Origin of the sequence: Streptomyces sp. CA-181903, assembly GCF_050937075.1 — a bacterium.
Taxonomy (GTDB): domain Bacteria; phylum Actinomycetota; class Actinomycetes; order Streptomycetales; family Streptomycetaceae; genus Streptomyces.
Window position 1 is genome coordinate 7,190,145 of record NZ_JBNJLY010000001.1, and the last position, 20,422, is coordinate 7,210,566.

The 20,422-nt window shown below is 74.8% G+C and carries 15 protein-coding genes and 1 pseudogene; 10 read left to right on the forward strand and 6 right to left on the reverse strand.

The window, feature by feature from the left end; translation table 11 throughout:
• Positions 1–245: 245 nt before the first annotated feature.
• On the forward strand, positions 246–1,007 hold the full coding sequence (locus ACQEVS_RS31910; protein ID WP_433026677.1) for a transglycosylase SLT domain-containing protein: 762 nt from the start codon (positions 246–248) through the stop codon (positions 1,005–1,007).
• 76 nt (positions 1,008–1,083) lie between these two features.
• Here the strand turns inward: ACQEVS_RS31910 and ligD are convergent, their stop codons facing one another.
• On the reverse strand, positions 1,084–2,046 hold the full coding sequence (ligD, locus tag ACQEVS_RS31915; RefSeq protein ID WP_433026680.1) for a non-homologous end-joining DNA ligase: 963 nt from the start codon (positions 2,044–2,046) through the stop codon (positions 1,084–1,086).
• Positions 2,047–2,261: 215 nt separating this feature from the next.
• On the opposite strand from ligD, the gene ACQEVS_RS31920 reads away from it, so the two are divergent.
• From ACQEVS_RS31920 to ACQEVS_RS31945, 6 genes are all read left to right on the forward strand, one after another.
• Positions 2,262–3,098: a DUF4328 domain-containing protein gene (locus tag ACQEVS_RS31920; protein ID WP_433026683.1), complete on the forward strand. Its 837-nt coding sequence runs from the start codon at positions 2,262–2,264 to the stop codon at positions 3,096–3,098.
• A 264-nt stretch (positions 3,099–3,362) separates the two neighbouring features.
• The gene (locus ACQEVS_RS31925) at positions 3,363–4,187 is read left to right on the forward strand and encodes an ABC transporter ATP-binding protein (protein WP_433026686.1); all 825 of its coding nucleotides are present in this window, start codon (positions 3,363–3,365) and stop codon (positions 4,185–4,187) included.
• A 5-nt stretch (positions 4,188–4,192) separates the two neighbouring features.
• On the forward strand, positions 4,193–6,739 hold the full coding sequence (locus ACQEVS_RS31930; RefSeq protein ID WP_433026689.1) for an FtsX-like permease family protein: 2,547 nt from the start codon (positions 4,193–4,195) through the stop codon (positions 6,737–6,739).
• Between the two features lie 128 nt (positions 6,740–6,867).
• Entirely contained in the window at positions 6,868–7,386 is a 519-nt protein-coding gene (locus ACQEVS_RS31935) for a hypothetical protein (RefSeq protein ID WP_433026692.1), read from the forward strand.
• 305 nt (positions 7,387–7,691) lie between these two features.
• A complete protein-coding gene (locus ACQEVS_RS31940; RefSeq protein WP_433028123.1) occupies positions 7,692–10,073 on the forward strand; it encodes an Orn/Lys/Arg decarboxylase N-terminal domain-containing protein in 2,382 nt (793 codons plus the stop codon).
• Positions 10,074–10,204: 131 nt separating this feature from the next.
• The gene (locus ACQEVS_RS31945; protein ID WP_433026695.1) at positions 10,205–11,179 is read left to right on the forward strand and encodes a maleylpyruvate isomerase family mycothiol-dependent enzyme; all 975 of its coding nucleotides are present in this window, start codon (positions 10,205–10,207) and stop codon (positions 11,177–11,179) included.
• Positions 11,180–11,380: 201 nt separating this feature from the next.
• Here ACQEVS_RS31945 and car read toward each other — a convergent pair whose 3' ends face one another.
• The 4 genes and pseudogenes from car to ACQEVS_RS31965 form a co-directional block, all read right to left on the reverse strand.
• On the reverse strand, positions 11,381–14,923 hold the full coding sequence (car, locus tag ACQEVS_RS31950) for a carboxylic acid reductase (RefSeq protein ID WP_433026698.1): 3,543 nt from the start codon (positions 14,921–14,923) through the stop codon (positions 11,381–11,383).
• A gap of 71 nt (positions 14,924–14,994) precedes the next feature.
• Complete coding sequence (locus ACQEVS_RS31955) at positions 14,995–15,738, reverse strand: FadR/GntR family transcriptional regulator (protein WP_433026701.1); 744 nt, start codon at positions 15,736–15,738, stop codon at positions 14,995–14,997.
• 55 nt (positions 15,739–15,793) lie between these two features.
• Positions 15,794–16,549: pseudogene (locus ACQEVS_RS31960) on the reverse strand (AAA family ATPase); the annotation flags it as partial.
• Between the two features lie 76 nt (positions 16,550–16,625).
• Entirely contained in the window at positions 16,626–17,600 is a 975-nt protein-coding gene (locus ACQEVS_RS31965) for an Acg family FMN-binding oxidoreductase (protein WP_433028126.1), read from the reverse strand.
• 249 nt (positions 17,601–17,849) lie between these two features.
• Between ACQEVS_RS31965 and ACQEVS_RS31970 the strand changes: the two genes are divergently transcribed.
• From ACQEVS_RS31970 to ACQEVS_RS31980, 3 genes are all read left to right on the forward strand, one after another.
• Positions 17,850–18,695, forward strand: coding sequence for an RNA polymerase sigma-70 factor (locus ACQEVS_RS31970; protein WP_433026704.1), 846 nt, complete (start codon positions 17,850–17,852; stop codon positions 18,693–18,695).
• Positions 18,696–18,757: 62 nt separating this feature from the next.
• Positions 18,758–19,024 carry a hypothetical protein gene (locus ACQEVS_RS31975; RefSeq protein ID WP_398273195.1) on the forward strand — a complete coding sequence of 89 codons (267 nt, stop codon included), beginning with the start codon at positions 18,758–18,760 and terminating at the stop codon, positions 19,022–19,024.
• A gap of 27 nt (positions 19,025–19,051) precedes the next feature.
• Positions 19,052–19,849 (forward strand): DNA-formamidopyrimidine glycosylase family protein, encoded by a 798-nt coding sequence (locus ACQEVS_RS31980; protein WP_433026708.1) that lies wholly within the window; start codon positions 19,052–19,054, stop codon positions 19,847–19,849.
• A 10-nt stretch (positions 19,850–19,859) separates the two neighbouring features.
• Here ACQEVS_RS31980 and aac(6') read toward each other — a convergent pair whose 3' ends face one another.
• Complete coding sequence (gene aac(6') / locus ACQEVS_RS31985; protein ID WP_433026711.1) at positions 19,860–20,342, reverse strand: aminoglycoside 6'-N-acetyltransferase; 483 nt, start codon at positions 20,340–20,342, stop codon at positions 19,860–19,862.
• Positions 20,343–20,422 lie beyond the last annotated feature (80 nt).

Sequence of the window (20,422 nt, forward strand, 5' to 3'; positions counted from 1 at the left end):
CCGCGCATAGGGCCCCGGTCACATACGGGTTTCTTTAGTGCTGTGCGTTCCCGAATTCCCGGGGATTCGGCGGTACTTCGTGGGTGCGTGAACGATGCGGGGGAGTAGGTCACAGTGCTTGTCGGGGTTTTCGAGCGCCGCTAAGAATGGTGGGACCGCACGGCGCCGTCCGACCGAGAACGGCGCTTTTCTTTGCGCCGGTCCAGGCCCGTCGCGGTTTCCCGATCCGAAAGGTTCACCTCTCCATGCGTTCCACTCACTCCGGCTATACCCGTCTGACCAAGGCCCACAAGTTCTCCGCCGCGGCTCTGACCGCCGCCGGTGCCGCCGCCGTGGCGTTCGGTGCCGCCTCGCACGCGGTGGCGGCCCCGGCGCCGGTCAAGCCGGTCGCGATGAACATGGAGGCTTTCGGTCAGGCGCAGGCCGCCGAGCGGGCGGACGCCGCCGACAAGGCGGCCGAGCAGGCCCGGACCGAGGCTGCCGCGGCCAAGCGCGCCGCCACGGGCAAGGCCGATGCCAAGGTCAAGGCTGACGCCAAGGCCAAGGCGGATGCCGACGCCAAGGCGAAGGCTGAGGCCAAGGCGAAGGCCGAGGCGGACAAGGAGCGGGCCGGGAAGCAGGCCGCGAACCGTTCCACCACCCGCGAGCCGGTCCAGAAGCCGGCCGCCGCGGCGCCGAAGGCGTACGGGGACAATCTGGAGGGCTGGATCTCCCAGGCCCTGGACATCATGAAGGCCAAGGGCATCCCGGCCTCCTACGACGGCGTCAAGCGCAACATCATGCGCGAGTCGACCGGTAACCCGCATGCGATCAACGACTGGGACGTCAACGCCGTCAACGGTGTGCCGTCGAAGGGTCTGCTGCAGATCATCGACCCCACGTTCAAGGCGTACCACGTCGAGGGCACGTCCTGGGACATCTACGACCCGGTCGCCAACATCGTCGCGTCCTGCAACTACGCGGCCGACAAGTACGGCTCGATGGACAACGTGAACTCCGCCTACTGACGGAGAGCGCGAAACAAAACGCCGGAGGGCGGCGGCACCGGAAACCGGATACCGCCGCCCTCCGGCGTTCTCCCGCTCACCCCGGCCGCGTCAGGTCCGGCCGCAGCCGGTGCCAGATGGGGTGGCGCAGGTGCCCGGCCGGGGTCCAGCCGGTGAGGGTGATCTCGGCGACCAGCCGCGGCTCCACCCAGTGGACGCCGGTCGCGTCCACCGGCCCCGCGAACGGCGAACTGTCCCGGGCCATCGCGTCCAGGTAGCGGGTCAGGTCGCGGCGCTCCTGTCCGGAGAGGCCCGAGCCGACGGAACCGACGTACCGCAGGCCGGACGGCTCCTCCACGCCGGCCAGTACGGCCCCGGGCAGCCCCGAGAGCACGCCCCGGCCCTCGGTCCAGCCGCCGATGACCACGTCGAGCGTGAGCAGGTGCTTCACCTTCCGCCAGTCGGGTGACCGCACCCCCGGCAGGTAGAGGGAGGCCAGCCGCTTGGCGATGACGCCCTCGTAGCCGTGCCGCAGCGTGGCGTCCCAGGCCCGCCGCGCGTGCCCCTCCAGGTGGGTGGGGACGGACCAGCTGCGGCCGGTCAGGCCCATGCCGTAGAGGATGGCGCGGCGCTCCCCGTAGGTGGCTCCGAGCAGGGAGCGGCCGCTCAGGTGCATGACGTCGAAGATCATGAGGTGGACGGGGTACTCCATCGCCAGGTGCGCCGCGCGGCGCGGGTTGGCGATGCCCATCCGGCGCTGGAGCAGCCCGAAGTCCGGCCGGCCCCGCTCGTCCAGCGCCACCAGTTCCCCGTCGAGCACCGCGGACCGGCCCTGGAGCTGCGCCCCCAGTTCGAGCAGCTCCGGGTAGGTGGCCGTGACGTCGTTCCCGGCCCGGCTCATCAGCCGGACGGTCCCGTCGCCCGAGGTGCTGACCACGCAGCGCACCCCGTCCCACTTCACCTCGAATCCCCAGCCCGCGTCCTCGCCGTCGGCCGGCAGCGGGCCGGGCACGGTCAGCATGGGCCGGATCTCGGGGAGCCGGGCGACGGGCAGTGCCATATCTCCGATGATCAGGGCAATGGCGGCTTTTCGCAGGCCATTCACCCGTGCGGGGCAGCGGCCGCGCGCCCGTCGCCGTCAGGCCGGGGCCCCGGTGTCCGAGGGGCCCGATAACCTCACACGGTCAGTGACGCACTGTGTCCGCGCCGTGGGCGTGCCGGAGAAGGATGAGGTCGTACGAGGTGCTGTGCTCCATATGTCAGAGAACGCCGGCCGTGGGAGCGACCGGGTGCTGCTCCGCCTGCGCGGTCCCCGGTGCCCCGCCGCCCGGCGGGCCGGGGTACGGCGGCGGGCCTGACGCCGCGCCGGGGCCCGGCCCGCTCCGCGCCGGGCCGCCGCCGCCCCCGTACCCCGGGCCCCGGCCCGGCCCTCTCCCGCGCCTCGCGTCCCCGGTCGGGCTCGGCCGGGCGGTCGCCGCGCTGCTGGTGCTCGTCGTCCTGACCGACGTGTTCGCGCTCTTCGCCGAGACCACGATGTACGGGGTGGCGGACAAGGCGATCGACGGGGGCGTCGGCGCGCTCTCCCGACACGAGGCCGACCGGGCCGACAGCCTCCAGTTCGTCTCCGGGATCGTGCAGACGGTCGCGCTGCTGGCCTGCGCCGTCCTGTTCCTCGTCTGGTTCCACCGAGTGCGCTCCAACGCGGAGGTCTTCCGGTCCGACGGGCACCGCCTGCGCCGCGGCTGGAGCATCTGGGGCTGGATGGTGCCGGTGGTCAACCTGTGGTTCCCGAAGCAGATCGCCGACGACGTCTGGGCCGCGAGTCTGCCGTACCGGCCCGACGGCTCGCCGGTCCACGCCCCGCGCACGGTCGTGAACTGGTGGTGGGGCCTCTGGATCGCCACCCTCCTCCTGGGGCGCGGGAGCGGCCGGATGTACGACCGTGCCGAGACCTTCGAGGAGATCCGCCTCGCCACCGGTGTGCTGATGGTCGCCGACGTCGTCGACATCGCGGCGGCCGTCCTCGCGCTCCTCTTCGTCCGCCGGCTCACCGCACTCCAGGACGCGAAGGCCCACCAAGGGCCCGTCCCCCCGGTCGCCGTCACCGTGTGACGCGCCCGCCGGACGTGCGGGGCCCCGCGCCTGCCCACACGCGGGACCGCCGGGGCGCGTCAGGGCGGGAGGGCACCCCGCCCCCGCCGACGTCACACCCACCGGCCCCCGCCCGCCACCTCCGGCAACCCCGGCGACCGGGCAGCGCCCCCGTCCGACCTGGGGAAAACCCCACCACCCGAGCCCGGCTGTCTCCATGGCCCGCCCGCGTCCCCGTTCCATAGCGTCGAAGGCGCACACAGCACCGGCGGAGAAAGGGACACCATGGCGTTGCGCCGCGACCGCACACCCACCCAGGAGCCCCGGGGCACGGCCCCGGCGGTCGAGCTACGGGCCGTGCGGCGCCGGTACGGGCGGGGTGAGGGGGCCGTCGAGGCGCTGCGCGGGGTGGACCTCGCCCTGCCCGGCGGGAGCTTCACCGCGGTGATGGGGCCCTCCGGCTCCGGCAAGAGCACCTTTCTGCAGTGCGCCGCGGGGCTGGACCGGCCCAGCTCCGGCGAGGTGCTGCTCGGCGGTGAGGCGATCACCGGGCTGAGCGAGGACCGGCTGACGAAGCTGCGGCGCAGCCGCGTCGGCTTCGTCTTCCAGTCGTTCAACCTGCTGCCCTCGCTCAGCGTGGAGCAGAACGTCCTCCTCCCGCAGCGCCTGGCCGGCGAGCGCCAGGACCGCCGGCGCGCCCAGGAGCTGCTGGCCGAGGTGGGCCTGGACCGGCACGGCCGGCGCCGCCCCGGGCAGCTCTCCGGCGGCCAGCAGCAGCGGGTCGCCATCGCGCGAGCCCTGATCACCCGGCCCGAGGTGGTGTTCGCCGACGAACCGACCGGCGCCCTCGACACCCGGTCCGCCCACGAGGTCCTGGGCCTGCTCCGGCGGGCGGTCGACGCGCTCGGCGCCACGGTCGTCATGGTCACCCACGACCCGGTGGCCGCCGCCCACGCCGACCGGGTGCTCTTCCTCGCCGACGGCCTGCTCGCCGGCGAGCTGACCCGCCCGGACCCGCAGGCGGTCGCCGACCGCATGCTCGCCCTGACCGCCGCCGCCGACCGGCGCCCGGTCCGGACGGCGGCCCCGCTCCCGACGGCGACGGTGTGAGCCGCATGCCGAACGGACTCGCGCGGGCCTCCGTCCGCTTCAGGCCCGCGTCCTTCGCGGGCAGCCTCGTCGCGCTGCTGTTCGCCTCGGCGATCATCACCGCCTGCGGGGTGCTCCTCCAGACGGGCGTCACCGCCCACGTCGTACCCCAGCGCTACGCCCACACCCCGGTCGTCGTCACCGCCGACCCCTACGTCCGCATCACCACCGGCCACGGCGACGACCGGTCGACCAGCGAGTCCGCGCTGCCCGGCCGCGGCCGGGTGCCCGCGGCACTCGCCGCGCGGATCGCGGCCCGGCCGGGCGTGGCCGCCGCCGTCCCCGAGCAGGCGTTCCCGGTACGGGCCGGGGGCGCGGCGCTCGCCGACCTCACCGGACGGCCCTACGGAAGCGCCGGCGTCGCCCTCGTCCCCGGCGCCGGCCCGCTGTCCGACGGCCGCGCGCCGCGCTCCGGCGAGGTGGTCCTGGACGCCGCCTCGGCGCGCGCCGCCCGCCTGGCGACCGGCGACCGGGTCACGCTGACCGGCCCCGGCGGCACGGCGGCGTACCGGATTGCCGGCCTGGCCCGGGCGGGCGCGGGCCGGGCGACCGCCTGGTTCGCGGACGCCACCGCCGACCGGCTCTCCGGCCACCCCGGCGCCGTGGACGCCATCGCCGTACGGCCCCGGCCGGGCACCGCCACGCCCGACCTCGCCCGCCAGGTCCGGCAGGCCGTCGGCGACGGGCCCAAGGTGCTGACCGGCGACGCGCGCGGCGCGGCCGAGGAGCCCGGGCTGACCGACGCCCGGGAGCTGTTCACCGGCATCGGCGGCTCCTTCGGCGGCATCGCGGCCTTCACCGCCGTCTTCGTCGTCATCGGCACCGTGGCTCTCGCCACGGGACAGCGCGCCCGCGAGTTCGCCCTGCTGCGCGCGATCGGCGCCACCCCGCGGCAGATCCGCCGCACCATCGCCACCGAGGCCGTCATCATCGCGCCGGTCGCCGGGGCCCTGGGCATCCTGCCCGGACTCGCCCTCGCCCACTGGTGGTTCGGCGAACTCGACGAGCGCGGAGCCGTCCCCGACGGCGTGCGCCTGGACGTCGGCTTCATACCGATGACGGTCGCGGTCGGCGCCACCCTGCTGTCCGCGCTCGTCGCCGGGTACGCGGCCGCCCGCCGCTCCGCCCGGCTGCGGCCGAGCCAGGCCCTCGGCGAGGCGTCCGCCGAACGCGTCCGGCCCGGCTGGGTCCGCACCCCGCTCGGCCTGGCCGCCCTCGTCGGCGGCGCGTTCCTCGCCGGACTCGCCGCCGACCAGAACGGCGAGTCCGCGGCCAACACCGCCCTCGGCGTCGTCATGTGCTTCCTGCTGGCCATCGCCCTGCTCGGCCCGCTGGTGGCCCGGCTCTGCGCCACCCTGCTCGGACTGCCCCTGCGCGCCCGCGCCGCGGGCGCCGCCGGATCGCTGGCGGCCGACAACTCCCGCGCCCAGGCCCACCGCCTCGCCTCCGCGATCACCCCCATCGTGATGGTCACCGCCTTCTGCGGAACCCTCCTCTTCCTCCAGGGCACCATCCGGCACGTCGCCGACCGGAACGTCCGCGACGGCGTCGTGGCCGACCGCGTCCTCACCACCACCGGCCCCGGCCTGCCCGCCGCCACCGCCGAGCGCGCCGCCCGCGTCCCCGGCGTCGCCACCGCCGTCGGCGTCCTGCGCACCGGGACCCTCCACAAGGTCGGGGACGGGCTGTCGTCCTCGACCGCACTCGGCGTCTCCGGCGACCCGGCCCGGCTCTCCGCCGTCCTCGACCTCGGCGTCCGGACCGGCTCCCTGGCCGGGCTCGGCACCTCGCCCGACACGGTCGCGGTCGCCACCACCCTGGCCGACAGCCTGCACGTCAAACCCGGTGACCGGGTCCCGCTCTGGCTCGCCGACGGCACCCGGGTCCGCCCTCGGCTCGTCGCCACCTACGAGCGGGGGCTCGGCCTCGGCGAGGTGCTGCTGCCCCGGGCCGCCGTCGCCGCCCACGCGGCCACCGCCCTCGACAGCCACGTCCTGGTCAAGGAGGCCCCCGGCGCGGACCGGGCGGCCGTCGCCCGGCGGCTCGCCGAACTGGGCCCGTCCGGGACCACCGTCACCGACGCGGCCGGTTTCGCGGCCGCGGCCGACCGCGACCAGGAGCTCAACGCCTGGGCCAACACCGTGATGGCGGCCGTGCTCGGCGGCTTCGCGGCCGTCGCCGCCGCCAACACCCTGGTCATGACCGTCCTCGACCGCCGCCGCGAGGTCGCCCTGCTCCGCCTGACCGGCACCACCCGCCGCCAGGTACGCGACATGATGCGCTGGGAGGCCCTGCTGGTGGCCGCCAGCGGCCTGGGCCTGGGCGCCGCCATCGTGTGGATCACCTTGGTCCCCATCGCCCGAGGCGTCACCGGCTCCGCCCCGTACGTCTCACCCGTCACCGTCCTCACCCTGACGGCCGGCGCCACCCTCCTCACCGTCACCGCCACCGCCCTCCCCACCCGCGCCCTCCTGCGCCGGGGGCCGCTGGCGACGGGGGCGGAACGGGGCTGAGGCGGGCGGGCCGTGGCGGCGGACCCCACCGTCGCCGGAGTCGGGCAGGCCCCGCCCCCGACGGCCCGCCCCCGACGCCCCGGCGCCTGTGGACCCGTTAGGGTGATCAGGGAATTCGGGGGCGGGAAATGGACACCGGCAGAGACGCACACCAGGTACGCCAGGGCGGGAGCGGCGCTCGGCCCGCCGCCGGGCAGGCGAGGGAGGACGCGGGCGCGCCGGCCCCGGACACGTCCGCGCGGAAGCGTCCGCTCACGCCCGGCACACTGCTCGCCGCACTGTCGGTGCCGGTCATGACCGTTCTCGGGGTGGCCAGTGCCCTGCACTCGGAGGACATTGAAAACGACTGGTCCTATCGGCAGCAGAGCGCGTGCCGGCACATGCCGTTCCCGGCGACGGAGTACCTCGCCGCCTGGGGCGGGGTGGCCCTCGGCGTGACAGCGGTGGTCGTCGGCGCCCTGACGGTGACGCGGCTCCGCCGACGGCGCGGCACCCGGCTCGGGGACCGGTGGCCGGCGCTGCTGGTCTCCGTCGGAGTGCAGCTCTTCATGTGGCTCCACGTGTTGGCGATTCCGGTGGAGTCGATCACCCTCTACGAGACGTACTCGCACGCCGGAACGCCGGTGGTCCTGGGCGACTGCGCATAACCTCCCGCCGGTACGGACCGCCGCCGATGCTGAACGGCATGGCAGAACATCGGATCATCGCTCTGCCGAGCCTCGTCCTCTGCCTGGGCACGGCCGCCGCCACGCCCCCGCCACGCCATGTGCCATGCCATGACGCGCCCGGCGCCCACCCGCACTCCCTCGCGCCCGGGAACGCAACGACTCCCCACCCACGGGTGGTTTGAAGGCATCCGGCCCGACGCGCGCCGCCCCGCGCGCAAGACTGGCCGGAGGACGACCCGATGATCCGATCGGGATCCGGGCGGACCGTGGGCAAGGGGGACGAGATGGCCGTCGGCACCGTGCTGTTCGCGCTCGACCAGGACCCGCGGGAGCAGGGCGCGCGAGGCGAGCAGCTCCGCAGGATCCGCGCCGCGCTGGAAACCGACGGGCTGGAGGTGCGCTGGGCCGGCACCGCGGCCGACGCCCGCGCCGTGCTGCGCACCGAGGCGGGCCTCGCCGCCGCCGTGGTGGCCTGGGACCTGGACGCGGGCGGCCACGGCGGGGACGAGCCGGGCGGCGCGTCCGTCCTCCGCGGCGTCGGACGGCGGTTCAAGGACCTGCCCGTCTTCCTCGTCCTCACGGACGAGGCCGACGAGGACCTCGACCGGCTCCCGCTGTGGGTCGCGGAGAACGTCGTCGGCTACGTCTGGCCGCTGGAGGACACCCCCGGGTTCATCGCCGGCCGGATCTCCGGCGCCGCCCGCGCCTACCGGGAGGCGGTACTTCCGCCCTTCTTCAAGGCATTGCGCCGCTTCGACGACGCGCACGAGTACTCCTGGCACACCCCGGCGCACGCCGGCGGCGTCGCCTTCCTCAAGTCACCGGTCGGACGCGCCTTCTTCGACCACTACGGGGAACGGCTGCTCCGCAGCGACCTCTCCATCTCCGTCGAGGAACTCGGCTCCCTCTTCGAGCACACGGGCCCCATCGGCGACGCCGAACGCAACGCCGCCCGCGTCTTCGGCGCCGACCGCACCTACTTCGTCCTGCACGGCAACTCCACGGCCGACCGCATGGTCGGCCACTTCTGCGTCTCCCGCGACGAGATCGCCCTCGTCGACCGCAACTGCCACAAGTCCGTCCTCCACGGACTCGTCCTCTCCGGCGCCCGCCCCGTCTACCTCGTCCCCACCCGCAACGGCTACGGACTCGCCGGCCCGGTGCCCCCGGCCGAGACCGCGGCGGACGCGGTGGCCGCCCGCGTCGCCCGCAACCCGCTGGCCGCCGACGCCGCGCACCCCCGCCCCGAGTACGCCGTCATCACCAACTCCACCTATGACGGCCTCTGTTACGACGTCGTCCGGGTCGCCCGGCAACTCGCGCCCAGCACACCCCGCGTCCACTTCGACGAGGCGTGGTTCGCCTACGCCCGCTTCCACCCGCTCTACGCCGGCCGCTACGCCATGTCCGTCGACGCCGACACGTTCCCCGGGCCCGACCGCCCCACGGTCTTCTCCACCCAGTCCACGCACAAACTCCTCGCCGCGCTGTCGCAGAGCGCGATGGTCCACGTCAGGGACGCGCCCCGGGCCCCCGTGGACCACGAGCTGTTCAACGAGGCGTTCATGATGCACGGCACCACCTCGCCCCTCTACCCGGCGCTCGCCTCCCTCGACGTCGCCGCCGGGATGATGGACGGCCCCCAGGGCCGCTGGCTCATCGACGAGGGGATCACCGAGGCCGTCCGGTTCCGGCAGGCCGTCGTCCGCACCGGACGGCGCATCACCGCCGCGGGCGACCGGCCCGACTGGTTCTTCGGCGTCTGGCAGCCCGACACCGTCACCGACCCGAGCACCGGAGCGCGCCACGACTTCGCCGACGCCCCGCCCGACCTGCTCCGCACCGACCCCTCCTGCTGGGAGCTCGAACCCGGCGCCGACTGGCACGGCTTCCCCGGCCTCACCAAGGGCCACTGCATGCTGGACCCCGTCAAGGTCACCCTGACCTGCCCCGGCATCGACGCCACCGGCCGCTGGGCCGACACCGGCATCCCCGCCCGCGTCCTGACCGCCTACCTCGCCACCCGGGGCATCGTCGTCGAGAAGACCGACAGCTACACCACCCTCGTCCTGTTCTCCATGGGCATCACCAAGGGCAAATGGGGCACGCTCCTCGACGCCCTGATGGACTTCAAGGCGCTGTACGACGCCGACGCACCCCTCGACCGTGTCCTGCCCGGCGTCGTCGACCGCCACCCCCGCCGCTACGCCGGCACCACCCTCTCCGAGCTGTGCCGGTCCATGCACGGGCACCTACGCGACACCGACCTCGTCACCCTGCTGGACACGGCCTTCCAGGAACTCCCCGAGCCCGTCGCGCCACCGCAGCACTGCTACCAGCGGCTGATCCGCGGCGGCACGGAACGCGTACGCCTCGCCGACGCCGCGGGCCGCGTCGCGGCCGCCATGGTCACCGTCACCCCGCCCGGCATCCCCGTCCTGATGCCCGGCGAGTCGACCGGCGCCCCCGACGGCCCGCTGCTGCGCTACCTGCGCGCCCTGGAGTCCTTCGACCGGGCCTTCCCCGGCTTCCGGAGCGAGACCCACGGCGTCACGGTGGACGACGAGACGGGCGACTACGGCATCGCCTGCCTGCGGGTCGACGAGCGGGCCGACGAGGAGGACCGGAACCAGGCGTCGGCGCCCGGCCGGCCGGTCACCAGGTGACGGGGAGCTCCTCGACGCCGTAGACCGTCGAGCCCCGACGGAAGCGGAGGGCGGTCCCGGGGACGGCGCGCCGCATGTCGGCGAAGGCGGCGGCCAGGGGCCGCGGGGACGCCTGGCGGTACGGTCGGCGTATGGATCTCGTAGCCCATTTCCGCCGCGAGACGCGGGCGTTCGAGGACGCCGTCCGGCGCGCGGCCCGCGCCGGGGACGCGCCGCCGGTCCCCTCCTGCCCCGGCTGGACGGTCACCGACCTGACCGGGCATCTGGGCTGGGTGCAGCGGTTCGTGGCCCGGATCGTCCGCGACCGCCTCCACGACGCTCCCGAACGCGTGGACACCACCTTCCTCGATCTGCCGGCCGACCGCGCCGGCTGGCCCGACCCCGCCCACCCGCCGACCCACGGGCCGGTACCGGCCTCCCTCGTCGACTGGTTCGCGGACGGCGCCGCCGCGCTCGCGTCCCTCTTCGCCGAACGGGACCCCGCCGACCCCGTGTGGACCTGGTCGGCGGACCGCACCACCGGCTTCTGGCTGTGGGCGCAGACCTTCGAAGCGGCCGTGCACCGCTGGGACGCGGAGAGCGCCCTCGGCGCGCCGGGGCCGTTCGACGCGGAGCTCGCGGCGGGCGGTGTCGGGTGGTTCCTCGGCACGGTCGTCCCGGCCTGGCGGGCCGGCGGCCGGGCGGTGCCCGGCGCCGGCGAGAGGTTCGCCTTCCGGCGCACCGACGGCGAGGGCCACTGGACCGTCCACTTCGACGGCGACACCGTCCGCTACGCGCCGGGCCCCGGCCCCGGCGACGTCGAACTGTCCGGCAGCGCTTCGGATCTGACCCTCTTCCTCTGGCGCCGCGTTCCCGCGGAGCGCCTGGCGGGGGTGGAGGGGACCGGGGTGTCCTGGAGCGGTGGGCCGCGCTGGTGCCGACGGTCTGACGGTCGTGGGGGCTCCTCCTCAGAGGGGCACCCCATGTGGACGAAGACCGCGGGCCCGTCGAACACCGGCAACCTCCTCGCCGGGGAAGGCATCGCGGTCCACCGTCGGCTTCGGGGTGCGCTACGAAGAGCTGCGCGGCATCGACGAACGCGCCCGCCTCGCCGAGCGCGCCCGTAAGAAGCGAGCCCGCCGCAAGAAGAACGCCGACCACGGCCGCAAGACCTGCACCTGACCTCAGGCGGCCCCCAGCCGAACCGGCCGACGAGCGCGTACCACGAGGCGGGCGGCGTACCGCCGTTCCGAAGCGGTGGCGGCGGCCCCGGCTGACGCCCGGTCGTCACGGGCCCGGCGCGGGCTCCGTGACGGCCGGGCGGGGTGTCATATCAGGCGGTGCGCCCGGAGATCGGTCACGTACTTGGTGATCAGGTCCGGTGACAGGCGGGGGATGTCGTTCTCGTCGTCGAGGGTCGCGGCCCGGACCGCCGCGCGGAACCGGTCCGCCGGGAGGGCGGAGCCGGCGAGCGGCTGTGCCGGCTCGGCGAAGGCGTGCAGCAGCGGGAGGAGCGAATGCCGCTTCAGGCGGTCGGGCAGGCCGCGCAGGGCGGTCTCGAAGCGTTCGGTCCACTCGGTGTGGTCCTGGACGCGTGTCAGGGGATGTCCGGCTGCCGTCAGCCAGTCCACGACCGTGTCGAGTGAGATGCCGTCCTCGTGTGGGTTGACCACGTTGTAGGTCCGGTGGCCCGCTCGCGCGTCGTCGCCGAGCGCGGTGACGGCCCGCGCGGTGAAGTCCACCGGGAGCGCGTCGAAGTGCGCACGGCGGGTGCCGGTGCCCCGGGCGTAGAAGCTGCCGGGTGCGATGCCCGTCGCGAGCAGGCTCAGCACGAGGCGGGTGAAGACGTCCGGGAGGTTGAGCTGACCGCGGTAGCGCGGGTGCGCGAGGATCAGGTTCGAGCGGAAGACGGCGACCGGCAGGCCGAAGGCCTCGTGGGCCTCGCGCAGCAGCACCTCGCCCGCCCATTTGCCGGCCGCGTAGCCGTCGGCGTAGTCACCGCCGAGGTCGCGTGCCGGGCAGGCGGCGCGGATGTCCGCCGACTCGTCGGCGGCCGCCGCGTTCCCGGAGACGACGGCGACCGTCGACAGGTAGGTGAACTGCTTGATCCGGGAGGTGGCCGCGAGCCTGATCAGTTCGGCCGTGCCCAGCACGTTCGGGCCGAACAACTGGCCGTAGGGCAGGACATGGTTGACCAGTGCCGCCGGGTGGACGATCAGGTCCACGGTGTCGGCCAGCCACTGCCAGGTCCGCTCGTCGAGTCCGAGACGCGGCTCCCCGATGTCGCCGGCGACCACCCGGAGATGCCGGGCGGCGAACTCACGGTAGCGCTCCAGGAGTTCCGGGTCGCCGCTGTCGAAGGCCGCGTCGAGCCGCGCCCGGGCCTCCTCGGCGGAGGAGCCGCGGACCACGCAGACCAGCAGGCCGCCGCGCTGCGCCGCGCGTTCCAGCCACTCGAGGCACAGGAATCGGCCCAGGTAGCCGTTGGCGCCGGTCAGCAGGACGGTCCGGGCCTCGGGCAGCGGGCCGGCCGGCCGTCGCCTCGCGGCCTGCTCGACGGTCCGCGTGCCGAGGAACGCGTCCAGCCGCAGCTGGGCCGCGTCGAGTCGCGTCGCGTCCGGGCCGTGCACGCTGTCGGCGGTGGGACGGCGGTGTTCCGCCGCGAGCGCCCGCTCGATGTGATCGGCCACCCGCCGCAGCGAGCCGACCGGGCTGATGATCACGTCGACGGGGACGTCCACGTGAAAGATGTCCTTCATCAGCCGGGAGAACGACAGTGCCGTGAGGCTGTCACCGCCGAGGTCGAGGAAGCGCGTGGCAGGCTCCACGGTCGCATCCTCGTCCCACCCGAGAAGCGCCCGCGCGGCGCGGAGCACGGTCGCCGTCACCGGCCGGCCGGCGGGGGACCGGCGCAGCGCCCTGACCTCTTCGGCCTCACGGTCGGCCAACTCGGCGTACAGCGCTTCCAGACGCTCGCCGTAACGCTTCGTCAGCGCCGGCCGCAACGGCTTGCGCATCCCGGAGAGCAGCCCGTTCCCCTGGGTGAACGGCTCGGTCTCGACGAGGAGATCCCGTGGGATCTCGTAGGACTGGAGCCCCGCCTCGGCGGCGAGCTTGCGCAGGGACTCCCGCAGGACCGGCCGGAGGCGCCGGGCGTCTCCGTCGACGCGGTCCAGGGCCTCCCGCGTCGGCACGACGACCGCGAGCAGGTAGGCGCGGGCGCCGCTGCCGTACAGGAAGATCTGCCGGACGGCCGGACTGCCGGTGAAGAGCGCCTCCAGGCGGGAGACGGCGACGAACTCGCCCTGTGACAGCTTGAGGACGCTGGAGCGGCGTTCGACGTACCTGAGTTCGTCGGGGCCGACGCGGGCCATGATGTCGCCCGTGCGGTAGAAGCCGTCCTCGTCGAAGGCCTCGGCGGTGGCGTCCGGACGCCGGAAGTACCCGGGGACGAGCCGGTCGGACCTGATCAGCAGTTCGCCCCTGGGGTGCGGCACGTCGGTGCCGAGGTACCCCAGCTCGGGTACGTCGGCCAGCTTGTGGGCGGTCACCGGCGGGCGCTGTACCCGGCCGTCGAGGGAGACGACCCCGCCTTCCGTCGACCCGTAGCCGTCGAGCAGCCTGACGTGGAAGCAGTCCTCGACGAACGCCGTCGTCTCGGCGCTCGGCGGGGCCGAGGCGCTGACGGCCCACAGCAGGCGGCCGCCCATGACCTTCTCCCGCAGCTCCTCTCGCAGCTCCTCCCGCACGTGCTCGGCCGCGTCGCCGGCCGTCCCGGTCCGGCGGGACAGCTCCGCCCGGTAGTGCCGGAAGAGCATGTCGGAGATGCGGGGAACCATGACGAACTCGGTGGGGCGGACCAGGGAGAGGTCCTCGAAGAGCGTTGACAGGTCGCCGGAGGCCGCGAAACAGGCGAGTCCGCCTTTGGCGAGCGTCCCGAACAGCACGCCCCTTCCCATCATGTGGCTCAGCGGCAGATAGGTGAGCACGATGGCCGGCCGCACCGGCTGCCCGGGTACGAAGTCGATCCACAACTGGCGGGCCACACGCTCGGTGTACATGGCCCCCTTGGGAGTGCCGGTACTTCCCGAGGTGTAGATCAGCGCGCTCAGCGCGTCGGCCGCCGACCCGTCGGGAACCCGGGGGAGCGCCGGCAGTGCCCTTCCCCGCTCGACGACCGACGCCAGCGTGTCCAGGGCCGCTCCCCGGCCCCGCGCCGCGAGCCGGGCGCGCGCGGACTCCAGCTTCTCCTGGTGGGCGGTGACCTCGGGCCGGTGGCCGACGACGACGATCCTGCCCAGCCAGGGGGCGTTCGCCGCGAGTTCGAGCGCGACGTCCAGCTGGTCGACGTCCGCCACGAGAAGGCGCGGCCCGGTCTGCTCGACGACGGGGGCCAGGTGTGCCGCCGGTGCGCCCGACTGCAAGGGGACGGATACCGCGCCGGAGCGGACGCAGGCCAGGTCCGCCACGGTGTACTCGGCACTCGGGGGCCCGAGGAGGGCGACGAAGTCGCCGGGGGACAGGGGGTGTTCGGGGTGGTGCCGCCACTCGGAGGCCACCGCGTCCACCCGTTCCCGGAGTTCGCCGTAGGTGAGCGTGTCGAACCGCCGCAGGAGGCGCAGCGTGGTCCGGCCGGTCTCCGGGTCGGTGACCGGCTCGGTGGCACGCTCGCCCAGGGCGGGGCGGTCGGCGTACGCCTCCATCACGGTGGTCATCAGCTCGGCGAGCGGCAGGCCGGGGCGCCGGACCGCCTCGGTGACGGAATCCAGGGGCGCGGTGACACGGAACTGGGCGTCAGTCGCGTATAAGCGGGCGCTTCGGCCCTCGGTACGTGCGTCGAGTTCGTCGGCTGGGAGGCGGGGTCGGGACACGAGTGGTCTCCTTCGGGGCCGGAGCGGCCTGTTCGGGCGGGCGGTGTCGCCGTTCGGGCGGGGTGACCGGATCAGTGGGAGGGCCGACGTGGACGACGGTCCCGGCCCATGCCGTCGGTGGCCGGCTTCTCGGTGGTCTCGTGGTCGTGGGTGAGCCGGACGATCGCGGCCGCGGCCGCGCGGGCGCCGCCCGCGTCCCGGGCCTCGATCGCGTCGACGAGCCGCCGGTGCAGGCCCGCGTGCTCCTCGGCGTGGGCGGCGTCCCAGGACAGGCCCCCCAGGTGCGAGCTGAGGGCCGTGCCGAGGTGGTCGTACATCTCGATCAGCAGGTCGTTGCCGCTCGCCCGGACGACGGACCGGTGGAAGAGCGCGTCGACGCCCGTGGCCGCGGACGCGTCCGCGCCGGCGGCGGCCGCTTCGCCGTCGGCCAGCAGCTCTCGCAACCGCCGCACCTGCTCCTCGCTGCGGCGCAGGGCCGCGGCACCCGCGGCGTACTCCTCCAGAACGGTCCGCAGCTCCAGCACGTCGTCCCGCTTCGCGGAGCCCGCCCGCCGCACCATGACCGACTGGAGCTCGCTGGACGAGCGGACGTAGGTGCCGTCACCGGCCCTGGGCTCCAGCAGGCCGAGGTGCACGAGGGCACCGATCGCCTCCCGCAACGTGCTGCGTCCGACCCCGAGCTCCTCGATGAGGGCCTGCTCCGGCGGGATCCGCGTCCCGACCGGCCAGCCCCCCGCCTGGATGTGCGAGCGGAGGCTCTCCACGAGCTGGGCGGACAGGCTGGCCGTCCGCCGCGGTGCGCTGATGCGTTTCATGGAGGGACCATATCCAAACATCAGACGTTTGAACATCGTCTCTTCGGTGGGCGTTCCCGCCGCGGCGCAGCCGTTCGGGGAAGGTGTACAGCAGGTACGCGGCGCGGTGCAGACCGACCGCCGTCTTGCCGCTTCCGGGGGCGCCCTGGACGCAGACCGAGCCGGCGAGGCCGCCGCGGACCAAGTCGTCCTGTTCCGGCTGGATGGTCGCCGCGATGTCGCGCATCGGTCCGAGCCGGGGCCGTTCGATCTCCGCGGTGAGCAGGCCGGCCGCGGCGGCCGTCGCGGTGGCCCGCGCGGGGTCCAGGTGTTCGTCCTCCAGCGCGGTCAGGCCGTCGGGGGCGCCGTCGCCGCCGGGCGCCCAGCCGAACCGGCGGCGGACGGCGACGCCTTGGGGGTCGCGGGCGCTCGCCTGGTAGTAGACGCGGGCGACCGGCGCCCGCCAGTCGATCACCAGGGGCGGCGCGGCCGGGTGGACCGAGACGCGGCGCCGGCCGACGTGGTACCGCTGCCCCCGGTGGTCGCCGGCGGCGGGCCCGTCCTCGAAGTCGAGCCGTCCGAAGAACGGCGGGCCGTCGGGTTCCTCCGCCAGCCGGCGGGCGCGGGTCCGCAGGTACCGGCCGAGCGCCTCCGCGCTCGCGCCGTCGCCCGAGACGTCCTCGCCCTCGGTGACCTGCTCCCCGGCGTCGGTCGCCTGGCGGCGCGCGGCCTCGCGGCACGCCGCCGCGTACTCCCGCTCCTCGGCGAGCGCGGCACCTGGGCCGCCGGTGGCCGGCCGGCGTTCCTCGGACTCCTGGATGTGGGGCGGCATGGTGGGCGCTTCCTCTCCACGGTGGAAGGTGACGCGCCCAGGATAAGTTAACTTGGTTAAGAATGTGTCTGGGTTTTTATTTGGGGCCCGGGGCGGGCTCGTCCACCATGAGCGCCGCGCGTGGCGTCGGCGCGCCCTGGGGGCCGTACCCCAGGCGGAAGAGGAACTGCGGGCAGCTCGGCTCACCGCTGAGGGCCCGGCGGAGGTCGGGCCACTCCAGGGCCTGGTGCAGCGGGCAGGTGCGCAGGCCGCGGGCGGTGGCCAGCAGCAGCGCGCGCTGCAGCGCCTGGCCGGCCCGCAGCCAGTCCGCCGGGCGGTCCCGGCCCGTAACCACCAGGGCCAGCTGCGTGTGGCGTTCGAAGGGCACCGCCGGGGCCCGCCGGGCGCGGCCCGCCGCGGTGAAGTCGCGCACCGGCATCCGGCCCGTCGCGTCCACCGGCCCCAACGCGGCGGCCGGGATCCCGTAGGGGAAGGCCCCGGCGTGCACCCAGGCGCGGCTCTCCCGGACCCGCGTCGAGTCCCGGCGGTTGCGCCGCTCCGCCTCGGCGGTCAGGGCCAGCATCCGGCGGGTGGCGACGACGCCGGGCAGGTACAGCCGGGCGCCCTCGCTCAGCACGGCCGACGCCAGCTCGTTCAGCGTCCGGCCGGGGACCGGCCGTCCCGTGAACGGCGCCCGGCTCGTACGGCGCAGGGCGATGGCCTCGTAGAGGTCCGGCTGCCGGGAGGGGTCCGGCGGGAGGCCGGTGAGGTCCACGACGGCCGCCAGCCCCGGGTCCCCGGTGTCGGGCAGCAGCCGCACCCGCGGCCGGCGGCCCAAGTGCCCCGCCGCCACCCGTAGGTTGAACAGGGCCGCGCCGATGGACAGCAGCCGCGCCCGCCCCGTCGGGTCGGCGGCCGGCAGCCACCGGTCCGCGGCCGAACGCACCTCCAGCCGGAACGCGCCCGGGACCGGACGGAACTCCCACGGCTGGGAGTTGTGGATCGACGGGGCCGCCGCGGCCGCCGTCAGCAGCGTCTCCAGGTCGGTGGTGCCGAGTCGCGCCGCGCCCATCGCCATCAGTCCCTCCGCAGATCAAGGGTGGTTCCGCCGCCCACGCTGCGCGGCCCGGCGGCGGCCCGCCAGGGGCCGACGGGCCCCGCCGGACGGGAAATCCGGCCCCTGTTCCGTCCCCGCCGCCGGCTCCCGTACGGTCGTATGAACCGGCCGGTATCCTGGCCGCGCCGCGTCCGGGGAGGTCCCGGCCGCCGCAGCCGCCCGGCCCGCGCGCCCCGCGCGCCGGAGCCGGGGGAACGGGGAGACGTGGACGAGGTGTTCGAGGAGCAGCGGTCCCTGCTGCTGGGGATCGCCTACCGGATGCTGGGCAGCATGTGGGACGCCGAGGACGTGGTCCAGGAGGCGTACCTGCGCTGGGCCCGCACCGGCCGGGAGACCGTCCGCGACCCGCGCGCCTTCCTCGCGACGGTCGTCTCCCGCCTCGCCCTGGACCAGCTCCGCTCCGCCCGCGTCACCCGCGAGGCGTACCGGGGTGAGTGGCTGCCCGAGCCCGTCGCCACGGACGCGGCCGGGCCGTTGGACACGGCCGAACTGCGCGACAGCCTCTCCTACGCCACCCTCCACATGATGGAACGGCTCACTCCGCCGGAGCGCGCGGTGTTCGTGCTGCGCGACGCGTTCGAGATGCCGTACGAGCAGATCGCCGAGGTCGTCGGCGCCTCCGCGGCGACCTGCCGGCAGATCCACCGGCGCGCCCTCGGCCACCTCACGGCCGCCCGGCCCAGGCCGCGGCCGTCGCGCGAGGAGCACGAGCGGCTGCTCACCCGGTTCCTGGAGGCGGCGGCCGGCGGCGACCTGGCCGGGTTGAAGGACCTGCTGAGCGCCGACGTGACGGTATGGAGCGACGGCGGCGGCAAGGTCAGCGCGGCGCTGCGGCCGGTCCTCGGCCGGGACAAGGCGGCGGCGTTCGTGCTGGGGCTGGCGACCAAGTACGAGATCACCGCCCAGCGGTTCATCGAGGTCAACGGCGAGCCCGCGCTCCGGCTCACCGCGCGCGGCAGCGACCAGGTCGTCCTGATCGACGTGCGCGACGGCCGGATCCACGCCGTCTTCGCCGTACTGAATCCGGACAAGCTCCGACACGCGGAGTGAGGGGTGGAACGGGCGTCAGGCGGCGTTCGTGTCGTTTGTCCCCGGTGGCTCGTTGGCACGGCATGAACAACCGCATCATGTCGCGCATCGCCGCCGGGTCGCTGCTCCTCCTTTCCGGCGGCCTCGCCACCGCGACCACCACCGCGTACGCCGCCGAAGGCCCGACGGCCGCCCCCGCTCCCGCCGCCTCGGGCGTCACCCAGCGGCTCTCCCACCTCGCCGCCACCGGTGACGCCACGGCGGGGCGGGCCGCATCCTGGGTGGAGGACACCGTGCCGGAGGAGGTGAGCGGCCGGGTGTCCCTCAAGACACCGCTGTCCCGCGACTGAGGGACCGTACGCCGTGGGAGGCGCCGCATGCCCGAGGGCGACACCGTCTGGCGGACCGCGCGGCGCCTCCACCGCGCTCTGGCGGGCACCACGCTGACCCGCAGCGACCTGCGCGTCCCCGCCCTGGCGACGGCCGACCTCGCCGGCCGGGACGTCGTCGAGGCGGTGTCGCGGGGCAAGCACCTGCTCCTGCGGGTGGACGGTGGACTCACCCTCCACTCGCACCTCGGCATGGAGGGCTCCTGGCGCGTCCACGCCGCCGGCGAACGCCGGCCCGGCGGTCCCGAGCACCGGATCCGCGCCGTCCTCGCCAACGACCGCCACGTCGCGGTCGGTTACCGCCTCCCCGTACTCGAACTCCTGCGCACCGGCGACGAGTCCACCGTCGTCGGCCACCTCGGGCCGGACCTCCTCGGCCCGGACTGGGACGCGGCGGAGGCGCTCCGCCGTCTGCTCGCCGACCCGGAACGGGCCGTCGGCGAAGCGCTGCTCGACCAGCGCAACCTCGCCGGCGTCGGCAACGTCTACAAGTCCGAGATCTGCTTCATGCTGCGGATCTCGCCGTGGCTGCCCATGGAACGGGTGCCGTCGCCGGCCCGGCTGCCGGCCCTGGCCCGGAAGCTCCTCGACGTCAACAAGGACCGCTCCGCCCGGATCACCACCGCCGACCCCCACCCCGACCGCCGGCTCTGGGTCTACGGCCGGGCCGGCCGCCCCTGCCGCCGCTGCGGCGGGCCGGTCCGCCTCGCGGACCAGGGCGAGCCCGGCAGGGAACGGCCGACGTACTGGTGCCCGCGCTGTCAGGGCGGGGCGGAGGGCGCGTGAATCAGGCGGTTCAGGTGAGTTCGTCCGCGAGCAGGTCCATGAGCAGGGCGTCCTGCCAGGCCCCCGAGCGGTGGTCGCGCTGGTAGGCGCGCAGGATTCCGACCGGCCGGAAACCGAGCCTGGTGTAGCAGCGGACGGCGGCCGTGTTGGCGGCCAGCGGGTCGATGGTGAGCCGGTGGTGTCCGCGCTCGCCGATCAGCCACCGGGCGAGCGTGCGGAGGGCGTCGGTGCCGAGGCCCTCGCCGTGGTGAGCCGTCGTCAGGAAGATGTCCATGCCGGCGCTCCGGAACTCCGGATCGGTCTCCTCGTCGTACCGGATCGCCCCGACGACCTCGCCTCCGGGGGTGCCGAGGGTGACGGCGAGCATGTCCGTGTAGTCATCCGGCGGCGACCACCAGCGTGCGACGGCCGGCTCCCGGACGATCCTGTCGAGGATCACGGCGTCCCCGTTCCCGGCGGGTCGCAGCACGACCCTCTCCCCGCGCAGCTCCATGGGCGCCATTGTCGGCGGCGACGGGCGGGTCCGGGAAATGGATTACCGGGTCACATTATGGACTTGGTCAGTTGAGTTCC